This is a genomic window from Bacillus sp. FJAT-42315 (assembly GCF_002797375.1).
Taxonomy (GTDB): domain Bacteria; phylum Bacillota; class Bacilli; order Bacillales; family Domibacillaceae; genus Bacillus_CE.
On sequence record NZ_KZ454941.1, the window covers coordinates 1,113,470 to 1,134,217 of the forward strand.

Consider the following 20,748-nt stretch of genomic DNA (forward strand, 5'->3'; position numbering starts at 1 on the left):
TTTTATGCGCCCGTAGCTCAATTGGATAGAGCGTTTGACTACGGATCAAAAGGTTAGGGGTTCGACTCCTCTCGGGCGCGCCATTAATACATATTTTTTCGGGAAGTAGCTCAGCTTGGTAGAGCACTTGGTTTGGGACCAAGGGGTCGCAGGTTCGAATCCTGTCTTCCCGATCATTTAAAAGTTCTAAAAATAGTAACACGGGGCCTTAGCTCAGCTGGGAGAGCGCCTGCTTTGCACGCAGGAGGTCAGCGGTTCGATCCCGCTAGGCTCCACCAATTTAATATATAATACATGGCGGTGTAGCTCAGCTGGCTAGAGCGTACGGTTCATACCCGTGAGGTCGGGGGTTCGATCCCCTCCGCCGCTACTTAAAAGGACCTTTAGCTCAGTTGGTTAGAGCAGACGGCTCATAACCGTCCGGTCGCAGGTTCGAGTCCTGCAAGGTCCACCACTTGTATAAAATATGGAGGAATACCCAAGTCTGGCTGAAGGGATCGGTCTTGAAAACCGACAGGCGGGTTAAACCGCGCGGGGGTTCGAATCCCTCTTCCTCCGCCATATTTCATAAATTTTTATTCATATCGTCGCGGGGTGGAGCAGTCTGGTAGCTCGTCGGGCTCATAACCCGAAGGTCGCAGGTTCAAATCCTGTCCCCGCAATATATGGTCCGGTAGTTCAGTTGGTTAGAATGCCTGCCTGTCACGCAGGAGGTCGCGGGTTCGAGTCCCGTCCGGACCGCCATTTATACATAATAATCTTGGCTCAGTAGCTCAGTTGGTAGAGCAATGGACTGAAAATCCATGTGTCGGCGGTTCGATTCCGTCCTGAGCCACCACTTATCAATGCGGGTGTAGTTTAATGGTAAAACCTCAGCCTTCCAAGCTGATGTCGTGGGTTCGATTCCCATCACCCGCTCCATTGTGAATTTATGGGCCTGTAGCTCAGCTGGTTAGAGCGCACGCCTGATAAGCGTGAGGTCGATGGTTCAAGTCCATTCAGGCCCATTTTATTCCGCAGTAGCTCAGTGGTAGAGCTATCGGCTGTTAACCGATCGGTCGCAAGTTCGAATCTTGCCTGCGGAGCCATATTTTGGGGAAGTACTCAAGAGGCTGAAGAGGCGCCCCTGCTAAGGGTGTAGGTCGGGTAACCGGCGCGAGGGTTCAAATCCCTCCTTCTCCGCCATACTGGCCCGTTGGTCAAGCGGTTAAGACACCGCCCTTTCACGGCGGTAACACGGGTTCGAATCCCGTACGGGTCATCATAAAAAAGCTAATTCAATTGAATTAGCTTTTTTTTGTGTTTACTAATAAATCCCTTCTGATCGACACTTTTAATAAAAATAGGCTCAAGCTCTAAAAACTTTTCGGAGTTTATCTTCAAGATGTCTCAGATTATTGATTATTTGAATAGACTTAACAGGAATAGTTGTCCTAATACGGAAAATTACACTTTGGGATGCTTATGTTAATTTATTGTTAAGAATTGTCGATGAATTAACAATTCTTTAAGAAGGATTTATTCAAAGGATAAAGAACTTTTAAATAAAGAGAATGTATTCTCAAAAGGTACTCCATAATACAACTCTTCAAATAAGCCCCATACTAGGATTTCTCTATTTTATTATTTCAATTTAAAGGATGGGAATTATGACAGCAGCTTATCCAACCGATTTTGATATTCATTTATTTCATGAAGGCAACTTATTTCAAGCCTACGACATTTTTGGTGCTCATTTGTCTAGGATTGACAACGACATATACACATCTTTTTGTGTATGGGCTCCTTATGCTCAGCAAGTACGACTTGTTGGTAGTTTTAATAATTGGAACGGGGAAGGGTATTCCTTACAAAAAATAAATAATGAAGGGATTTGGTATATACAGGTTCAAAAAAATCTAGAAGGTGAACTGTATAAATATGAAATGCTTACAGAAACGGGAGAAGTACATTTGAAGGCGGATCCCTATGCTTTCTTTGCCGAAGAAAGACCAGGAACAGCTAGCATTGTATATTCGCTTGAAGGGTATAAATGGCAGGATCAATTGTGGCAAAAAAATAAAAAGCAGTCTTCTATTTATGAAAAGCCTGTCTGCATTTATGAGCTGCACTTAGGAACTTGGAAAAGGAAAGCGGATGGCACTCTTTATTCTTATCGAGAATTGGCGGATCAAGTGATTCCTTATGTAAAAGAATTGGGGTTTACTCATATTGAAGTGATGCCGGTAACAGAACATCCATATGATCGATCATGGGGATATCAAGGAACAGGGTACTTTGCGGCGACGAGTCGCTATGGAGAGCCTAAAGACTTTATGTACTTTGTCGATCAGTGTCATGTGCATGAGCTTGGTGTCATTTTAGATTGGGTACCAGGTCATTTTTGCAAGGATGCTCATGGGCTTCATAGATTAGATGGAAGCTATAATTATGAGTATGAAAAAAGCTGGGATCGAGAAAATTACATTTGGGGTACTGCCAATTTTGATTTAGGAAAGGCGGAGGTCCAAAGCTTTCTGATCTCTAATGCGCTGTTTTGGCTGGATTATTTTCATATCGATGGATTTCGAGTGGATGCAGTAGCCAATATTATTTACTGGCCAAACAGAGATCATCTAGAGGTCAATCCTTTTGGACTTAAGTTTTTAAAGAAGCTGAATAAGGCGGTATTTCAGTTTGATCCTGACGTATTAATGATTGCCGAGGATTCAACTGACTGGCCGCAGGTGACGGCACCCGTACATATGGGGGGACTTGGATTTAATTATAAGTGGAATATGGGATGGATGAACGATGTGTTGAAGTACATGGAAACGCATTGGCATCAACGCTCGGATCATCATCATTTAATTTCCTTTTCACTTATGTATACCTACTCAGAAAATTTCATCCTGCCTTTTTCGCACGATGAAGTGGTGCATGGAAAGAAATCGTTATTAAATAAAATGCCAGGTGACTATTGGCAAAAATTTGCCCAGCTACGCTTATTAATGGGGTTTCTTATCGCTCACCCTGGTAAAAAGCTCTTGTTTATGGGAAATGAGCTAGCGCCATTTTCAGAATGGAAAGACCTTGAAGAAATTGATTGGCATTTGATTGAATATGAGATGCATCAGAAGTTTCAGGAATATTTTATCAACCTGATTCATTTATATAAGAGGGCTGAATCATTATTTGAGTTAGATCATGACCCTCGTGGTTTTCAATGGATTGATGTTCATAATGCGCAACAAAGTGTGTACTCATTTATTCGTAGAAGTAAGGATGGGTCTCCAGTGATTGCTATTTGTAATTTTGGAGAATATGGATATGAAAATTATCGAATAGGAGTTCCAGAAGTTGGTTTGTATGAAGAGATCTTAAATAGTGACAGAAAAGAATATGGGGGATCAGGGCAGATTAATCCGGCTCCTTTAAAAGCAAAGAAAGGCGATTTTCACGGGCAGCCAGCTTATGTACATATGACGATACCGCCTTTTGGTGTTGTGTATATTCAGCCTAAAATATAAATCAGGAGGGAATAAAATGGCGAAAGAAAAATGTGTAGCAATGCTATTAGCGGGAGGGCAAGGAAGTAGATTAAAGGAATTGACGACAGGCTTAGCTAAACCAGCTGTTCCATACGGAGGAAAATATCGCATCATTGATTTTCCGCTGAGTAATTGTGCAAATTCTGGTATTCATACAGTTGGCGTGTTGACTCAGTATCAACCGCTCGTTCTCAATTCTTACATCGGAATTGGAAGCGCATGGGATTTAGATAGGAAAAATGGTGGTGTGACGGTATTACCACCTTATTCAGAAACAGCAGGATTAAAGTGGTATTCAGGAACAGCTAATGCGATCTATCAAAATTTAAACTATTTAAAACAGTATGATCCAGAACATGTTTTGATTTTGTCAGGAGATCATATTTATAAAATGAATTATAGTAAAATGCTCAATTTCCATATCGAGAAGGAAGCAGATGTGACAATTTCTGTTATTGAAGTACCTTGGGATGAGGCGAGTCGCTTTGGCATTATGAGCACAAATGAAGCAATGGAAATTACAGATTTTGACGAAAAGCCCGAGAAGCCGAATAGCAATTTAGCTTCAATGGGGATTTATATTTTTAAATGGTCGACGTTGAAGACCTATTTAGAAATCGATGAAGCGAATCCAGAGTCAACGAACGACTTTGGAAAAGATGTGATCCCGTTAATGTTAAGAGAGAAGCTCAAGTTATTTGCCTATCCTTTTAGCGGATATTGGAAGGATGTTGGAACGATTCAAAGCTTGTGGGAAGCGAATATGGATCTGTTAGATAGAGGAGAAGAATTAGACTTATTAGACCATTCATGGCGCATTTACTCTGTGAACCCGAACCAACCGCCGCAATTTATCGGTGAACAGGCGGTCGTCAAAAATTCACTCGTTAATGAAGGCTGTGTCATTGAAGGGGAGGTGACCCACTCCGTTCTATTCCAAGGTGTGCAAGTAGAGGAGCAGGCGGTGATTAAAGATGCAGTGATTATGCCAAATGCTCGTGTGGGAAGAAATTGTGTAATTGAACGAGCGATTGTTAATAGTAATTTAGAAATACCTGATAATGTAGAGATTTATAACCATACAGAGGACATTCTTCTAATCACAGAAGAGTATCTTGCTCAATTAATAGGACAAAAGCAATAGCTTTGTTGAAATGGAGGAAATGGAATGAATAGATCTATGCTTGGTGTTATTGATGCAACTACACAGCCGGAATCAATGGAGGATTTACTGCTTCACCGATCGCTAGCAGCTGTTCCTTTCGCTGGACGCTATCGGCTGATTGATTTTATTTTATCGAATATGGTGAACTCAGGTATTCAAAGTGTAGCGATCTTTCCTAAACACCAATATCGCTCATTAATGGATCATTTAGGTTCAGGAAAAGATTGGGATTTAAATAGAAAACGAGACGGATTGTTTTTCTTTCCTTCTCCTAAGCTAGAGAGCGAAGGAGAGAAGAGCGGATTGTTTTGCCATTTCGCTCAACATATCGATTATTTTAAACGGAGCACGCAAAAATATGCGCTCATTAGTAATTGTTATACAGTATTTAATATGGATTTTTCTCCTATTTTAAAAAAATTAGAAGCAGATGGCTGCGATATTTTACAAATTCATAATCAAGGTCGGCCGATTGAGCTTTATGTTGTCTCCGTTCCATTGCTGATTGAATTGATTGAGACTAGAAAAGAAACTGGGTATACGTGCATACAAGACATTGTCAACGACGCCAATCATTCATATCATATTTGCCAATATGAGATGGATGGTTATTGCGAGCAAATTCAATCGATCCAAGATTTCTACACGATCAGTATGGAACTGTTGCAAAAGGAAAATTGGTGTCAGCTTTTTAATAAGTTTCAGCCGATTTATACGAAAGTAAAGGATGAGCCACCAACGAAGTACACGGATACTTCTTTAGTGAAAAATTCGATGATTGCTAATGGAACCGTCATTGAAGGAGAAATCGAACAAAGTGTCATCTCGCGTGCTGTATTTATCGGTAAAAATACAACGGTGAAAAATTGTATTATTATGCAAAAAAGTAAGGTTGGCGAAAATTGTGAGTTAGCTCATGTCATTATTGACAAAGATGCAGTGATTGGTGATGGGGTTAAACTTATAGGTACACCAGAGGAGCCAATTGTAATTCGTAAAGGGTCCGTACAAGGAGTGTTGATGAATTCGTGAAACTACTATTTGTTGTATCAGAGTGTGTACCTTTCGTTAAATCAGGAGGGCTGGCCGATGTCGCCGGCTCTCTACCGAAAGAGTTAAAAAAGCAGGGAATGGATATTCGCGTCATGCTCCCTAAATATGGGACCATTCCTTTCGAGTACCGAGCACAAATGAAAAAAGTGGCTGAGTATATTGTGCCCGTCGGTTGGAGAAACCAATATTGCGGTGTTGAACAGCTTGAAAAAGATGGAATCGTTTATTATTTCATCGATAACGAGTATTACTTTAATCGTGACAAAATGTATGGGTTTGGCGATGATGGGGAAAGGTTCTCTTACTTCACTAGAGCGGTGTTAGATAGCTTGTCACACCTCGACTTTTATCCGGATGTGATTCATTGCCACGATTGGCATACGGCAATGATTCCTTTTATGTTGCGAGTCGAGCATCAACATCGTCCAGGCTATGAGTTCATTCGAACGGTATTTACGATTCACAATTTATTGTATCAAGGGATTTTCCCACAAAGTGTGCTGACGGATTTATTAAATTTACATAGCCAGTATTTCAATAGCCGCCAGCTAGAGTTTTATGATTGCATCAATTTCATGAAAGGTGGACTAATTTCCGCCGATGTGATCACGACCGTTAGCCCTACATATAAGAATGAAATTTTAACTCCTTATTTTGGCGAACGCTTGGATGGCGTGTTACAAGAAAGGCAAGATGCCCTCGTTGGGATATTAAATGGGATTGATGATTCCATTTATCATCCGGCGACCGATCCTTTAATCATACCTTTTGACCTTGATCACTTGAATGGAAAGAAAGAGAACAAACAATTGCTTCAACGAATGTTTGGATTAGAGGAAAAAGCTGATACGCCAATTGTTTCGCTAGTTTCTCGCTTTACAAGACAAAAAGGGTTAGAACTTGTGACGCGAGTGTTTCACGAAATGATCGAGGAAGATGTGCAATTCATTGTTCTCGGTACAGGTGAAGATGAGTTTGAATGGTTTTTTAAAGAGATGGAGTGGAGATATCCACAAAAGGTGCGCTCCTATATCGGATTTGATGAGGAGTTAGCTCATAAGGTTTATGCGGGTTCCGATTTGTTTTTGATGCCTTCGAAGTTTGAGCCTTGCGGGCTTGGACAGATGATTGCGATGAAGTATGGAGCGGTGCCACTTGTGCGTGAAACGGGAGGGCTGAATGATTCTGTTCTTTCCTACAGTGAACAAACGGGTGAAGGGAATGGCTTTTCTTTTACTAATTTTAATGCCCATGACATGTTGTTTACCTTTAAGCGAGCGATTGGTATGTATCAGGAGAAAGACGTTTGGGAGAGCCTTGTGAAGCAAGCGATGACTTGTGATTATAGCTGGTCACAATCAGCGAAACAATATAGCAAACTATATTCTGACTTATCATCTAGGAGGGAAAGTCATGTTTTCTAATAAAGAAGAATTTAAAGCCAATTTTTTGAAGCGAATTGAAAGAGCGTATGGAAAGAGCTTTCAAGATTCAACGTTGTCTGATCAATTTCAAACACTAGGAAACATGGTACGAGAATATATTAGCTCCAATTGGATTCAAACGAATGAACAATACGGCAAAGCGAAGCAAAAGAAGGTATATTATTTGTCGATTGAATTTTTGCTTGGACGTCTATTAGGACAAAATTTATTAAACCTTGGCATTTATGATGTCGTGGAAGCAGGCTTGAAGGATTTAGATATTTCTTTAGACGAGCTTGAGGAAATTGAGTATGACGCAGCATTAGGAAATGGTGGGCTTGGTCGCTTAGCGGCTTGCTTCCTTGATTCATTAGCGTCACTTGATCTACCAGGACACGGCTGTGGAATTCGCTATAAACATGGATTATTTGAGCAAAGGATTGTCGATGGCTTTCAGTTAGAATTGCCGGAGCATTGGTTGCGCTATGGTCATGTATGGGAAGTAAGAAAAATCGATATGGCCGTAGAAATCCCATTTTGGGGAAAAGTTGAAACGTATGAAAAGGATGGAGTGCTTACTTTCCGTCATGTAGATGCTGAATATGTGAGCGCGGTTCCTTATGATATGCCAGTGATTGGCTATGAAACGGATACGGTTAATACACTTAGACTTTGGAGTGCTGAGCCGTCTCGATATATGCCAAATCAAGACATATTAAAATATAAAAAAGAAACAGAAGCGATCTCTGAGTTTTTATATCCAGATGATACGAACGATGAGGGGAAAATTTTACGTTTAAAGCAACAATATTTTCTCGTTTCAGCGAGTATTCGCTCGATTATTCAAGATTATTTAGAGCAATATAAAGACTTGCACGATTTTCATGAGCATGTGTCGATTCATATTAATGACACGCATCCTGTGTTGGCGATTCCAGAATTCATGCGCGTGTTGCTCGATGACCATGGTATGAGCTGGGAGGAAGCGTGGCAAATTACGACGAATACGTTTTGTTATACGAATCATACGACGTTATCCGAAGCGTTGGAGCAATGGCCGATTCGAATTTTCCAGCCGCTTCTGCCGCGAATCTTTATGATTGTCGATGAGATTAATGAGCGTTTCTGTAAAAGCTTATGGGAGCTGTATCCAGGAGATTGGGATCGTATTGAACAGATGGCGATTATCGCTCACGGGCAAGTGAAAATGGCGCATTTAGCGATTGCTGGAAGCCATAGTGTTAATGGGGTCGCGAAAATCCATACAGAGATTTTAAAGAATCGAGAAATGAACTTATTTTATCAATTTCAACCGGAGAAATTTAATAATAAAACGAATGGAATGACCCATCGTCGTTGGCTAATAAAGTCCAATCCAGAATTAACTCATCTCATTACGGAAACGATTGGCGATGAGTGGATGAAGCAGCCGGAAAAGTTATCTCTTCTTCATCCTTATGAACAGGATGCAGCGTTTTTAAAGAGCTTAGCGGATGTGAAGCTGAAACGAAAAGAAATTTTGGCGAAGCGGATTTTAGAGCAAAATGGGGTTACGGTCGATCCACAATCGATCTTTGACATTCAGGTGAAAAGGCTTCATGCATATAAACGACAATTATTGAATGTGTTGCATATTTTATATTTATATAACCGTATGCGGGAGGATGCTTCTTTTGATATGTATCCTCGGACGTTTGTGTTCGGGGCGAAAGCTTCACCTGGTTATTACTATGCAAAGAAAGTTATTAAGCTCATTCATTCTGTGGCAAATATGGTCAACAATGATCCGATCGTAAAGGGCCGAATTAAAGTCGTCTTTTTAGAAAATTACCGCGTATCGTTAGCGGAGGATATTATTCCAGCCGCGGATATTAGCGAGCAAATCTCGACGGCCAGTAAGGAAGCGTCAGGGACAGGAAATATGAAATTTATGATGAATGGTGCACTGACGATGGGCACGCTTGATGGGGCTAATATCGAAATTTTAGAGCAGGTAGGCAAAGAGAATATTTTCATTTTCGGTTTGAAAGCAGAAGAAGTGATGAAGTTTGAACGTGAAGGCGGCTATCGTTCGATGGATTATTATCATCATGATGATCACATTCGTCAAGTGATGGATCAGCTAGTGAACGGCTTCTTTGATGAAGAGGATCAGTTTGAGATGATTTATGATTCGTTGCTGATGGAAAATGATCAATATTTTGTATTGAAAGATTTTGCGGCGTACCGCGATAAACAGCAAGAAGCGGGGCAATTGTATGAAAAGGATCGAAATCGCTGGTTCCAAATGACAGCACGTAACATTAGTCAGTCAGGATATTTCTCCAGTGATCGGACGATTCGAGAGTATGCATCAGACATTTGGGACATTCATAGTCGCGGCAGCCAAGTGCTCGTTAAACGCTAAAAATAAAAACGGTGAGTCTCCATGTAAAGTGGGAACTCACCGTTTTTTATAATTATAAAAGATAGCCTAAACAAATGCCGATTGATAGCAAGAAGCCAAAGATCGTATTTGTTTGAGCCGTTGCTTTCATTGCAGGCATCATTTGAATCGGTAATGTTTTGCCGATGAAGCCTTTCGTCGCTCTTACCGCTTTCGGAATGCTTAAAAAAGTGAGAAGGAGCCACGGTGACCCAACCTCAAACACGACAAGAGCTGCTACCCAAGCAAATGAAACGATGAACATTCCGGCTAGTACTTGAATGGCACGTTTTCGTCCGACTAAAATGGCGAGCGTTTTTCGACCATTTTCTTTATCTCCATCTAAATCACGAATGTTGTTGGCTAACAAAATCGATCCAACTAAGATCGAGATCGGGACAGAAATAAGAAGGCTAGCTGTGGAAATAAAGCCTGTTTGAATGTAAAAAGATAGCAAAATAATGACAACACCCATAAAAAAGCCGGCTGTTAGTTCGCCAAATGGTGTGTAGGCAATTGGAATGGGTCCACCTGTATAAAAATAGCCAGCAGCCATACAAATAATCCCAATGACAGCAATCCACCATGTTGTATTCGCGCAAATATAAATTCCGAGCAACAGTGCGATACCGAAAAAAGAAAACCCGATCGTAAGCACGGTACGAGGCTGTACACCATTTCGGACAATCGCGCCCCCAATGCCCACAGATTGTTCCGTGTCGAGGCCTCTGACGTAATCGAAATACTCGTTAAACATATTTGTAGCTGCCTGAATCAGTAGGCATGCAATGAGCATCGCTAAAAATAAATCGATCCGAAGCGACGTGTCAGCGACAGCCAAAGCTGTTCCAAGAAACACAGGAACAAATGCGGCTGTTAACGTATGCGGTCTCGTAAGCTGCCACCAAATTTTCCAGCCTTTGTCCGGCTTAATGGAAGGGGATGTATTGACTTCCATTGTTCATTCTCTCCCTTTAGTTAATAACGAACAATTCTTCTTCTGTTCGTCATTTATAAGTGTAGAAAAGGAAAGGATAAGTGTCAATCACTTTTCACACTTCTAAGCAGGTTCAAGGGCTTATTTAGAGAGTTCAAAACAAACAAATAATAGGAACAATCGAAGCAAAGCATTATAATAAGGGTAGAATAAGACAAAACACGGTGGAATCGTTGACATAAAGAGTTCAAGAGGTGTATCTTTAAATAAGTTTGACAACGATTCATACTGCTGTATGTGCAATGGAGGAGATTTCATTGTCTACTATAAAGAGCCATCCGATAAAAGAAGTGTTTATCCATGAGATGAATAACAAGTTAAATCATCTCCAGTCATTACTCTTTAGTTATGTGGAGAAAGTGGATTCCATTGATCCATTAGCTTTTTATCAAAATGGACGAGCTACTTATACTGGGGAACGATTTTTCTGGAAAGATCGAGATGGAGAATTGACAATTGTTGGGTTAGGGAATATTCATACGATTCGCAGTGAGAAAAGAAATGAGCTGCGTTATAAAGAGGTAGAGCAGAAGTGGGATGATCTGACTGAATGTGCATCGATTCACAATCCTTTTGATGCTTACGGAACAGGTCCACTTCTATTTGGCGGTTTTTCCTTTGATCCAGAAAGATCACAGGAAGAGGAATGGTCTAATTTTTCTCCCGCTTTCTTTTATGTGCCAGAATTTATGCTGACAACTTATCATGGAGAAAGCTACTTGACGACGAATATGATATGTACGTCGTACGACTCAGATGAGCTCATTGATAAGATGGAGCGAAAGAAAACGCATCTATTGCATGAAGCGCTTCCTTTGCTACAAAGAACCGTGGATCTTGTTAAAATGGATGAACATGATCCAGAGGAATGGAAGCGGTCTATCGATGAAGTAGTACGAAGCATTACAGCCGACCCTGAGTTGAAAAAAGTCGTGCTAGCTAGAAAGCTGACGGCTCATTTTCAGTCGGATATTACGCCAGATCTTGTATTAGAACGCTTACTTGATCAACAGCCAGAGAGCTTTGTCTTCTCGTTAGAAGCGATGGAAAGCTGTTTCTTAGGAGCTTCGCCCGAACGATTAGTACGTAAACGCGATCAAGTCGCGCTATCCACCTGTTTAGCAGGATCGATTAAGCGAGGGCGGGACGAAGCAGAAGATCAGCAACTTGGAGCTGATCTTCTGAGTGACAGCAAAAATCGAGTGGAGCATGATTATGTCGTGCAAATGATTCGTAAAGAAATGTCGCATTTATGTCATGAACTCGATGTTCCGACAACGCCTACTTTAATGAAGGTTCGCGATATTCAGCATTTATATACGCCAGTTATTGGTTATACGGAACAAGGATCGATTTTACCATTTGTGGAAAAACTTCATCCGACGCCGGCACTTGGGGGATTACCGAATGATAAAGCATTACAAGAAATTCGCCGATTAGAAATCATGGACCGTGGCTTTTATGGAGCTCCTGTCGGTTGGATGGATTACCGCAAAAATGGTGAATTTGCTGTGGCGATTCGTTCAGGCTTGTTAAATAAACAACAAGCGATTCTTTATGCTGGTTGTGGGGTTGTAGCCGATTCACAAGCGGAAAGCGAATTCATTGAAACGGGTATCAAATTCCGACCGATGCTACGGGCAATAGGAGGAACGACTGATGTATGATCATCAAAAAGATTTAACGTTATATAATGCCCATTTTATTGATGGTCTAGCAAAAGCAGGAGTAGACAGCGCCGTGATTAGTCCGGGTTCGCGGTCTACTCCTATGGCCCTTTTATTGGCTGAGCATCCTGATATAAAAGTCTATATTCAAATTGATGAGCGTTCGGCTGCCTTTTTTGCATTAGGGCTTGCGAAGGCTTCTAATAAACCAGTCGCTTTACTTTGTACGTCAGGTACTGCGGCAGCTAATTATTATCCGGCGATCGTAGAGGCGAAAAATGCGCGCGTGCCGTTAATTGTGTTAACGTCAGATCGACCGCATGAGCTAAGAGATATCGGTGCACCCCAGGCGATTGATCAAAATCAGTTGTATGGCACAAATGTGAAATGGTTTGCTGAAATGGCATTGCCTGATGCCGATGATAATATGCTTCGTTACGTTCGCTCGTCTGCTGCCAAATCGGTTTATATTGCTTCACAAGCGCCAGCTGGACCGGTTCATTTGAATTTTCCTTTCAGGGAGCCGCTCATTCCGACCTATGATGGAGCATTTGGGGAGAAAGAGTTTGTAGAGCAAGCACCGCTTTTATTAACAGAAGGGAAGCGGACGTTGTGTCAACAAAATATCGAACAACTCGCTCATTTTCTAAGCGGGAAAGAAAAAGGGCTCATTGTATGCGGAGCGCTGAATGCTGAAGGGTTTAAGCAAGCGGTGATCGAGTTTGCTGAAAAGCTAGGCTATCCAATTTTAGCTGATCCATTGTCAGGACTTCGCAGTGGCCAGTCAGCTGAATCAGTAGTGATGGATAGCTACGACGCCTTTTTACGAAATGATTCCATCAAACAGGCGGCCGCTTTTGATGTTGTACTTCGCTTCGGGGCGATGCCTGTGTCGAAAGCGTTAACTCAATATTTGAAAATGCATGTGAATAAAGAGCATCTCGTCATTGATGGAGGTGCTGGCTGGAGAGACCCAATCACAGCCTCTTCTCATATGATTGCTTCTGATGAAAAAGATTTTTGCTTGAGAGTTAGTGAGACTATAAAGAAGAAGTCCAATTGTGAATGGTTAATGAAATGGAAGCAAATCAACGACCGAGCGAGAGCGCAAATGAAAGAGGTAGAGCAGCATACTGAGCTAGATGAAGGAAAGCTCTTTTATCAAGTGTTACAAAACTTGCCTGATGAGTCCTCGCTATTTGTCGGCAACAGCATGCCAATTCGGGATTTAGATTCGTTCTTTTTTAATCAACCGAAAAATATTCAACTTTATGCCAATCGTGGAGCCAATGGCATTGACGGCCTTGTTTCTAGTGCGCTCGGAGTCGCAGCGGCTAATGCATCCACGCATTTAATTTTAGGTGATTTATCCTTTTTCCATGATTTAAATGGTTTGTTAGCTGCTAAGATGAATCAGATTAAAATGACGGTCATTGTTATTAATAATAATGGTGGTGGGATTTTCTCTTACTTACCACAAGCGTCCGAGCCGAAGCATTTTGAACAATTATTTGGCACGCCAGCGGATCTTGACTTTGCCCATGCTGCCAAGCTGTATGGGGGCGGTTATGCAAAGGTGACAGATAGGGAGATGCTACATGAGGCGATGAAAACCGCCGAGGAAGCAGATGGGTTATTTATCATTGAAGCGGTGACCGATCGCGCAAAAAATGTTGTCGCTCATCGTGAGTTATGGGCGAATGTTTCCCAGGAAATAAATGAATGGCTTGTTGGTGATCAACAATGGAGCTCATGATTCATGATTGCCGCTATCGTTATGATGTCATCGGAAGTGGCGAGCCGCTCCTTCTTTTACATGGGTTTACAGGAGATCATACAACATGGGCAGATACAGTTACTTTATTAAAAAAAGATTATCAGTGCGTAGTCGTTGATCTGTTAGGGCATGGAGAAAGTAGTTGTCCTGACGATCCAAGCAGGTATGATATTCAGCTCGTTGCTCGGGACTTGAAGGAGTTAATGGAGAAGCTTTCATTTGAACGTTTTCATCTGTTAGGCTATTCGATGGGAGGTAGACTCGCATTAACGCTGGCGGTTCTTTTTCCAGAGGCTGTTCAAAGCCTTGTGCTAGAAAGTGCATCGCCAGGGCTGAAGACAGAAGAGGAGCGAGCGGCACGTCGGCTAGCGGATGAACAGCTAGCGATGAAAATCGAAACAGAAGGAATCGAGAAGTTTGTCGATAGGTGGACAAATATCCCGCTATTTGCGACACAGAAAAACCTTTCGTTAACGAAGCAAGAAGCGATTCGCGAGCAAAGGCTTCAAAATGATGTCATTGGGCTTTCTGGCTCGTTAAAAGGAATGGGTACTGGCTCGCAACCGTCTTGGTGGGATCAGCTTTCTGAGCTCTCTATGCCAGTTCTCCTCATCACTGGTACATTAGATGAAAAATTTACGAACATCGCTTATGAGATGAGTCAAAGGCTTTCGCGATCAACATGGAGAGAAATTGTTGGCAAAGGTCATGCAATTCATGTGGAAGATGGCGAAGAATTTGGTACAATAATAAGAGGATTTTTGATTTATACATAAAGGAGGCAATTTTAATGGCTTTTGAATGGGTTAATGAACGTCAATATGAAGATATTTTATATGAAACGTATAATGGAATTGCAAAAATTACGATCAATCGTCCGGAGGTGCACAACGCGTTCCGTCCGAAAACGGTAATGGAATTAATCGATGCGTTTGCGTACGCGCGCGACGATGAAAAAGTAGGTGTCATCGTCTTAACAGGAGCAGGCGAAAAAGCATTCTGTTCTGGTGGAGATCAAAAAGTGCGTGGACATGGTGGTTACGTTGGTGACGACCAAATTCCTCGCTTAAACGTACTAGATTTACAGCGCTTAATTCGTGTGATTCCAAAACCGGTCATTGCGATGGTTGCTGGTTATGCGATTGGTGGCGGTCATGTTCTTCATGTCGTGTGTGATTTAACGATTGCAGCAGATAACGCAGTGTTCGGACAAACTGGACCGAATGTTGGAAGCTTCGACGCAGGTTATGGCTCTGGCTACTTAGCTCGCCTTGTTGGACATAAAAAAGCGAGAGAGATTTGGTACCTATGCCGCCAATACAATGCACAAGAAGCATTGGATATGGGCTTAGTTAACACGGTTGTACCTTTAGAACAATTAGAAGCAGAGACAGTTCAATGGGCGCAAGAAATGCTTGAGAAGAGCCCGACTGCTCTACGTTTCATCAAAGCAGCGATGAACGCAGATACAGATGGCCTTGCAGGTCTACAACAACTAGCTGGTGACGCAACGCTTCTATACTACACAACAGAAGAAGCAAAAGAAGGAAGAGACGCCTTCAAAGAAAAACGCAAACCAGACTTCGGCCAATTCCCAAGATTCCCTTAATAAAGAAAAGCGGAAAGCCCCATTTAGCGACGTATGGACTGGAATGACCTGCACGAGATAAAGGAAACACGATGAACGATAGTGAATCGATGTTGACTTATCGCAAGGAGGATCGTGGAAGTCCACTAGTCGCTGGGGCTTGGAGCTAGCCAAGAAAAGCGGAAGCGCCTTGTTCAGCCCCGAAAAGCAAATGACAGAATGATGAAATGGCGTTCTTCAGCCATGCAGTCAGGCTGGCATTTGACTCGAGTGTCTAGGAGGCGAAGCTAGTCAATACCTATAAATAAATATAGCCCTCCGGCTTGCGGATGTGGCAAAGTCCAAAAGCTTGATGGTTTTCCATCAAGCTTTTTTGTCCGCCAGTAGGGGGAAGGAAGGAGCGGAAAAAGCGTGTCACAGAGTATGCCTAATTGGTTAAAACAGAGAGCTTTTTTAACGCCTGATCGTCCGGCTCTTTATTTCGGTGAGAGGAGCTGGACGTTTTCACAATTGTATGAGGAGGTCCAAATAGAGACGGCCTTTTTACAGCAACAACAGATTCAGCACGGCGATTATGTGGGTGTGCTTGTAAAGAATACAGAGAAAGCGGTGTTTTTGATTCATGCGCTACAGCAAATAGGAGCGATCGCTGTTTTATTGAATCATCGTTTAACGAGTGCGGAATTGGCGTGGCAGCTAGAGGACGCACAGGCGAAGTATGTAGTATACGATTCAGCTTTCCGGTCGCTTATTGAAGCGTTTGAAGGGATACATACTATTGAGATGGTGAGCCGTGAGCAGCTGTCAAAGCGACAAGGTCGTGAAACATTTGATCTTGAGGAAGTATGTTCTGTCATGTATACATCTGGAACGACAGGCCAACCGAAAGGCGTGTTGCAGACTTATGGAAACCATTGGTGGAGTGCCACAGGATCGGCATTGAATTTAGGGATTCATGAACAAGATTGTTGGATTTGTACTGTCCCTCTTTTTCATATTAGTGGGTATTCCATTTTAATTCGTAGCGTCGTCTATGGGATGGCGATTCGATTATATGAGCAGTTTGATGAGGAAAAGGTGAATGAAGCGTTGCAAAAAGGAGAAGGAACTATTATTTCTGTCGTCTCCGCGATGCTGAAGCGGATGCTCGATAAATTAGAAGGGTCTTATCATCCATCCTTTCGCTGTATGTTACTAGGTGGTGGTCCAGCCCCTAAACCTTTATTAGAAGCTTGTGTAGCAAAAGATATCCCTGTGTACCAAACGTATGGTATGACAGAAACATCTTCACAAATCGTGACACTTCCGCCAGAGTATAGCTTATCGAAGCTCGGTTCTGCCGGGAAGCCGCTTTTTCCATGTCAGTTGAAAATCGCTGGTGAGGAAAAGGAGGGAGAAATTCTTGTTAAAGGACCGAATGTGACGAATGGCTATTTGCGACGAGAGGAAGCAAATCAAGACTCTTTTTCAGATGGTTGGTTTCACACAGGTGATATCGGTTATTTGGATGAAGAAGGCTTTTTATACGTATTAGATCGCCGCTCCGACTTAATCATTTCTGGAGGAGAAAATGTGTATCCGGCAGAAATTGAATCGGTGCTACTTGCTCATCCAGCGATCGCTGAAGCTGGGGTTGTCGGTGTTGCTGATGATCACTGGGGGCAAGTGCCTGTTGCTTTTATTGTCGGGAAGGAGCCGCTTGATACGGTCGAGATTCAAGCGTTTTGCAAGCAACGACTAGCTAAATATAAATGTCCGTCTGCTATTTTCAGCGTCGATCAATTGCCGCGAAATGCCGCGAAAAAATTAATGCGGCGCGAGCTAAAAGTAGTGTATGAAAAGAGGCAGAAAAAATGAAGCTTGAACGCTTGATTGTTCATGTTATTGAAATGGAGCTGAAATCGCCGTTCGTCACTCATTTAGAAACGGTGAAAAAGCGACGCAGTATCATTGTAGAAGCGATAGATGTTGATGGAGTAACTGGCTACGGAGAGGCGGTTGCTTTTTCGACGCCGTGGTATACAGAGGAAACGGTACAAACGAGTTATCATATGATCAAGGATATATTAGCGCCGCTTGTACTCGATCGCAAAATCAATCATCCTTCTGAGGTCAATCAATGGTTTGACGTCGTGAGGGGCAATCCGATGGCGAAAGCAGGTGTGGAAACGGCGATTTGGGATTTATATAGTAAGCGCCTAGGCCAACCGCTTGCCATGTCACTAGGTAGTGTTAGAAAAGAAATACGTGCTGGTGCAGTAGCGGCAGGCTCATCAGTCACCGAAACGCTACGGCGAATGGATAAGCTCGTTACGCAAGGATACGAGCGCATTAAGGTGAAGATTAACCCGCAAAATGATCGAAAGCTACTACGAAGCATTCGCCGTGAGTTTCCAACCATTCCTCTGATGGCCGATGCTAATTCTGCTTATTCCTTGCAAGATATCGAGCGGTTAAAAGCGTTAGATGAGTTTCAGCTATTGATGATTGAACAGCCGTTAGCGGTGGATGATCTCGTCCAACATGCTAAGCTGCAAAAAGTGATTAAGACACCGATTTGTCTTGATGAAAGTATTCGTTCGATTCGCGATGCGGAAAATGCCCTAGAGGTTGGAAGCTGTGGGGTGATTAATATTAAAATCGGGCGTGTCGGTGGATTGGAAGAAGCGAAGAAGATTCATGATCTTTGTCTACAGCGAGGCATACCTGTTTGGGCGGGTGGTATGATTGAGTTTGGCATATCTCGTGCTCACAATGTCGCTCTCGCTTCACTCGAAGGCTTTTCGATTCCAGGAGACTTATCTTCTTCTAATCATTATTGGAGTGAGGACATCATTGAGCCGGAAATTGAAGTAGTGAACGGTCGGATTCCTTTATCGCCTGAGGCAGGAATCGGTTATCAAATAAATAAAAAACGGCTAAAAGAAGTCACGATACGAAAAGAAGAACTGACACGATAATCATGTGTTAGTTCTTCTTTTTTCGATCTTTCCACGTTTCAGGGACGAAATCAAAGCCCCCGGGGTGAAATGGGTGACATTTAAAAATACGAACAATCGTTAAATACCCACCCTTGATCGCACCGAATCGTTGAACCGCTTCTAAGCCATAATGAGAGCATGTGGGATAAAAGCGGCACGTTGGTGGCTTTAAGGGTGAAATGAACTTTTGGTAAAAGCGAATGAGACCCATAAATAGTATTTTCATCGTTGGTTATTCCTTGTTTTTTTCGGATTCATTTTGCTGTAAATGTGGGTTGTTTTCGATTGGATCAATCGTATGTTTATATTGATAGCCTTTGCTAATAGACATAATCGTGAAAATAAGTACGGCAATGACGATGACGATAGAAATAATTAATACAGTAGTCATTTGTGATCCCTCCTACACGTATTTTACCATGTTTTCTTATGTCGGTGTATGTCCTTTGCTTGTGTCAGTTCTTTGGACAAAGTAGAGATGATGTTTTAAAATGAAAAAGAGTGGGAATAAAACAAAAGAATCACAATTGAGGAGGAGAATGTTTTATGTCAGAAAAATTAGTTCAAAGTGTGAACCAACAAATTGCTAACTGGACGGTACTTTACACAAAATTACATAACTATCATTGGTTTGTGAAGGGGCCACAATTTTTTGCTTTACATGATAAGTTTGAAGAACTATACACGGAAGCATCTCTTCATATTGATGAACTAGCAGAACGTTTGTTAGCTCTTGGCGGAGAGCCGGTTGCGACGCTAAAAGAATCGTTGGAAATGGCGACTATTGGCGAAGCAGAAGGAAAAGAAACAGCAGAGCAAATGGTACAATCAGTAGTCAATGATTTTACAACGATCATCGCTGAGCTGAAAGCAGCGATGGACTTAGCAGGCGAAGTGGATGATGAAACGACAGGTGATATGCTTCTTGCTATTCACCAAGGATTAGAAAAGCACGCATGGATGCTAAAGTCCTTCTTAGGAAAATAAGCACCGAGAATAGGAGGAAGAGAGATGGAATTATCTGCAATGATGGGCAAGCAAGTGGCTGAGCTACAACAAACATTAAGTTTGAACTTATTAAAAAGCCAAATGGCGACCCAAACGGCTCAAGCGATCCAAATGATGGAGACGTTACCGAAAGTCCAAGCAGCGCCTCACCCGTTTAAAGGAGCAGCGATTGATATTAAAGGCTGATATAAAGTGAAACTTTAATTAGTGGGGGTTTTCTCCATCCCCCCACTGATTATTAGTTGAACCAATCGGGCTTTTACGGGCAGTTGATCCCCCGCCTAACTTCTTTGCTTTCACTGAATTTTGATGTAGGATCTTACTGCCCGTTAATGCGGGACAAAAAAGGATGTCCTCTTTCTAAGGGCATCCTTTTTGTATGCTGGCTAAATGCTGCTAGTATGTATTAGTGATAAAAATTTTTCTCTTGCCAACCTTCTTCTATTGCATCGTTATTAAATTTCTCTCTCAATGCTTCAAACAAGTAGACGCGAAAGAAATATTGCAATTCCTCTTCGTTCATTTCTTTAATGATCGAGAATATTTCTTTATTAGATAGCTGTTCTACGACAGCAAGAGTAATCATATCGAGGTCTTCATCTGAACCTTGGAGCCTCCCACGGTAAATTTCATACAATTCATCGACTAGCTTCATACGTACTCGCTCCTTTGTTTTATAGTGATTTCTCTTGATCCCCTTATTTCTTTTATACCCTAACTGCAGTAAATAAACCAGTCTATTGTAAGAGAATGGACATATTTTTTTCACAATCATGATTTATAACAGCCAGGGAATGATAAGAACAGGAGGTGACAATGATGAAAGAGGAAAAAACAGCTTATTATATCCAATTGGCCAATGGAGAAATTATGAGAACAGCAACAGCTTCTCCATGGAATTTTAGAATATATGCCACAGATGCAGAGATTATTCAGCTAAGGGAGTTGTTTGATGCTAATTATGCGGTGGAATGGGAAGGTTTTTTTCGCGCTCATGTACCGTACGTTCAATATCATTTTGACCGACCGAACGATCGCTATGACGATAATTTGAAAAAGGTTTATGAAATGATTTATGAGCTTGGCGATGAGGAAGCGAAGACGCATATAAAAGATATGTGGGGAATGTGAAA

18 protein-coding genes and 14 tRNA genes are annotated in these 20,748 nt (G+C 42.0%); 28 read left to right on the forward strand and 4 right to left on the reverse strand.

All coding sequences use genetic code 11. The features are described 5' to 3' along the window. The first annotated feature begins 6 nt into the window (after positions 1-6). The 19 genes from CEF22_RS05225 (at position 7) to CEF22_RS05315 (ending at position 9,579) form a co-directional block, all read left to right on the forward strand. A tRNA-Arg gene (locus CEF22_RS05225) sits at positions 7-83 on the forward strand. A 16-nt stretch (positions 84-99) separates the two neighbouring features. Then, a tRNA-Pro gene (locus CEF22_RS05230) sits at positions 100-173 on the forward strand. A gap of 29 nt (positions 174-202) precedes the next feature. After that, positions 203-278: transfer RNA gene (locus CEF22_RS05235), tRNA-Ala, on the forward strand. An 18-nt stretch (positions 279-296) separates the two neighbouring features. Continuing rightward, positions 297-370: transfer RNA gene (locus tag CEF22_RS05240), tRNA-Met, on the forward strand. Positions 371-377: 7 nt separating this feature from the next. Continuing rightward, positions 378-454, forward strand: a tRNA-Ile gene (locus tag CEF22_RS05245). Between the two features lie 14 nt (positions 455-468). Next, positions 469-561: transfer RNA gene (locus CEF22_RS05250), tRNA-Ser, on the forward strand. A gap of 27 nt (positions 562-588) precedes the next feature. Next, positions 589-662 (forward strand) — tRNA-Met (locus tag CEF22_RS05255). A 5-nt stretch (positions 663-667) separates the two neighbouring features. Then, a tRNA-Asp gene (locus tag CEF22_RS05260) sits at positions 668-744 on the forward strand. An 18-nt stretch (positions 745-762) separates the two neighbouring features. Beyond that, positions 763-838 (forward strand) — tRNA-Phe (locus CEF22_RS05265). 9 nt (positions 839-847) lie between these two features. After that, positions 848-921: transfer RNA gene (locus tag CEF22_RS05270), tRNA-Gly, on the forward strand. 12 nt (positions 922-933) lie between these two features. Next, positions 934-1,007: transfer RNA gene (locus CEF22_RS05275), tRNA-Ile, on the forward strand. Between the two features lie 6 nt (positions 1,008-1,013). After that, positions 1,014-1,088: transfer RNA gene (locus CEF22_RS05280), tRNA-Asn, on the forward strand. Positions 1,089-1,094: 6 nt separating this feature from the next. Then, positions 1,095-1,185: transfer RNA gene (locus tag CEF22_RS05285), tRNA-Ser, on the forward strand. Positions 1,186-1,189: 4 nt separating this feature from the next. Further along, a tRNA-Glu gene (locus CEF22_RS05290) sits at positions 1,190-1,261 on the forward strand. A gap of 388 nt (positions 1,262-1,649) precedes the next feature. Continuing rightward, positions 1,650-3,509 (forward strand): 1,4-alpha-glucan branching protein GlgB, encoded by a 1,860-nt coding sequence (gene glgB, locus CEF22_RS05295; RefSeq protein ID WP_100402036.1) that lies wholly within the window; start codon positions 1,650-1,652, stop codon positions 3,507-3,509. 16 nt (positions 3,510-3,525) lie between these two features. Next, positions 3,526-4,674, forward strand: coding sequence for a glucose-1-phosphate adenylyltransferase (locus CEF22_RS05300; protein WP_100402037.1), 1,149 nt, complete (start codon positions 3,526-3,528; stop codon positions 4,672-4,674). A 24-nt stretch (positions 4,675-4,698) separates the two neighbouring features. After that, positions 4,699-5,727: a GlgC family sugar phosphate nucleotidyltransferase gene (locus CEF22_RS05305; RefSeq protein ID WP_100402038.1), complete on the forward strand. Its 1,029-nt coding sequence runs from the start codon at positions 4,699-4,701 to the stop codon at positions 5,725-5,727. After that, positions 5,724-7,172 (forward strand): glycogen synthase GlgA, encoded by a 1,449-nt coding sequence (glgA, locus tag CEF22_RS05310; protein WP_100402039.1) that lies wholly within the window; start codon positions 5,724-5,726, stop codon positions 7,170-7,172. Before CEF22_RS05305 ends, glgA begins: the two co-directional genes overlap by 4 nt. After that, positions 7,162-9,579: a glycogen/starch/alpha-glucan phosphorylase gene (locus tag CEF22_RS05315; RefSeq protein ID WP_100402040.1), complete on the forward strand. Its 2,418-nt coding sequence runs from the start codon at positions 7,162-7,164 to the stop codon at positions 9,577-9,579. The genes glgA and CEF22_RS05315 overlap by 11 nt, the downstream gene beginning before the upstream one ends. A gap of 52 nt (positions 9,580-9,631) precedes the next feature. Here CEF22_RS05315 and CEF22_RS05320 read toward each other — a convergent pair whose 3' ends face one another. Next, on the reverse strand, positions 9,632-10,555 hold the full coding sequence (locus CEF22_RS05320; protein WP_100402041.1) for a 1,4-dihydroxy-2-naphthoate polyprenyltransferase: 924 nt from the start codon (positions 10,553-10,555) through the stop codon (positions 9,632-9,634). A gap of 296 nt (positions 10,556-10,851) precedes the next feature. Between CEF22_RS05320 and CEF22_RS05325 the strand changes: the two genes are divergently transcribed. The 6 genes from CEF22_RS05325 to menC all read left to right on the forward strand — a co-directional run bounded on the left by CEF22_RS05325 (position 10,852) and on the right by menC (position 18,586). Further along, entirely contained in the window at positions 10,852-12,261 is a 1,410-nt protein-coding gene (locus CEF22_RS05325) for an isochorismate synthase (protein WP_232726069.1), read from the forward strand. Further along, positions 12,254-14,017 (forward strand): 2-succinyl-5-enolpyruvyl-6-hydroxy-3-cyclohexene-1-carboxylic-acid synthase, encoded by a 1,764-nt coding sequence (gene menD, locus CEF22_RS05330; protein WP_100402042.1) that lies wholly within the window; start codon positions 12,254-12,256, stop codon positions 14,015-14,017. Before CEF22_RS05325 ends, menD begins: the two co-directional genes overlap by 8 nt. Continuing rightward, positions 14,005-14,814 (forward strand): 2-succinyl-6-hydroxy-2,4-cyclohexadiene-1-carboxylate synthase, encoded by an 810-nt coding sequence (gene menH / locus CEF22_RS05335; RefSeq protein WP_100402043.1) that lies wholly within the window; start codon positions 14,005-14,007, stop codon positions 14,812-14,814. Before menD ends, menH begins: the two co-directional genes overlap by 13 nt. Before the next feature lie 14 nt (positions 14,815-14,828). After that, on the forward strand, positions 14,829-15,647 hold the full coding sequence (gene menB, locus CEF22_RS05340; RefSeq protein ID WP_094836583.1) for a 1,4-dihydroxy-2-naphthoyl-CoA synthase: 819 nt from the start codon (positions 14,829-14,831) through the stop codon (positions 15,645-15,647). 402 nt (positions 15,648-16,049) lie between these two features. After that, complete coding sequence (locus CEF22_RS05345) at positions 16,050-17,483, forward strand: o-succinylbenzoate--CoA ligase (RefSeq protein ID WP_100402044.1); 1,434 nt, start codon at positions 16,050-16,052, stop codon at positions 17,481-17,483. Further along, positions 17,480-18,586: an o-succinylbenzoate synthase gene (gene menC, locus CEF22_RS05350; protein WP_100402045.1), complete on the forward strand. Its 1,107-nt coding sequence runs from the start codon at positions 17,480-17,482 to the stop codon at positions 18,584-18,586. Before CEF22_RS05345 ends, menC begins: the two co-directional genes overlap by 4 nt. Positions 18,587-18,593: 7 nt before the next feature. On the opposite strand, the gene yidD is transcribed toward menC, so the two are convergent. Together yidD and ytzI are read right to left on the reverse strand one after the other, a co-directional pair. Next, the gene (gene yidD, locus CEF22_RS05355) at positions 18,594-18,833 is read right to left on the reverse strand and encodes a membrane protein insertion efficiency factor YidD (protein ID WP_100402046.1); all 240 of its coding nucleotides are present in this window, start codon (positions 18,831-18,833) and stop codon (positions 18,594-18,596) included. Positions 18,834-18,839: 6 nt separating this feature from the next. Continuing rightward, positions 18,840-18,998: a YtzI protein gene (gene ytzI, locus CEF22_RS05360; protein WP_100402047.1), complete on the reverse strand. Its 159-nt coding sequence runs from the start codon at positions 18,996-18,998 to the stop codon at positions 18,840-18,842. Positions 18,999-19,153: 155 nt separating this feature from the next. On the opposite strand from ytzI, the gene CEF22_RS05365 reads away from it, so the two are divergent. Both CEF22_RS05365 and CEF22_RS05370 read left to right on the forward strand, forming a co-directional pair. Beyond that, positions 19,154-19,594 carry a Dps family protein gene (locus CEF22_RS05365; RefSeq protein WP_095479725.1) on the forward strand — a complete coding sequence of 147 codons (441 nt, stop codon included), beginning with the start codon at positions 19,154-19,156 and terminating at the stop codon, positions 19,592-19,594. 24 nt (positions 19,595-19,618) lie between these two features. After that, the gene (locus CEF22_RS05370) at positions 19,619-19,801 is read left to right on the forward strand and encodes a putative motility protein (RefSeq protein WP_095479726.1); all 183 of its coding nucleotides are present in this window, start codon (positions 19,619-19,621) and stop codon (positions 19,799-19,801) included. 220 nt (positions 19,802-20,021) lie between these two features. Here the strand turns inward: CEF22_RS05370 and CEF22_RS05375 are convergent, their stop codons facing one another. Next, the gene (locus CEF22_RS05375; RefSeq protein ID WP_094836576.1) at positions 20,022-20,270 is read right to left on the reverse strand and encodes a DUF6154 family protein; all 249 of its coding nucleotides are present in this window, start codon (positions 20,268-20,270) and stop codon (positions 20,022-20,024) included. Between the two features lie 161 nt (positions 20,271-20,431). On the opposite strand from CEF22_RS05375, the gene CEF22_RS05380 reads away from it, so the two are divergent. Continuing rightward, positions 20,432-20,746: a hydrolase gene (locus tag CEF22_RS05380; RefSeq protein WP_095479727.1), complete on the forward strand. Its 315-nt coding sequence runs from the start codon at positions 20,432-20,434 to the stop codon at positions 20,744-20,746. Positions 20,747-20,748: the final 2 nt, after the last annotated feature.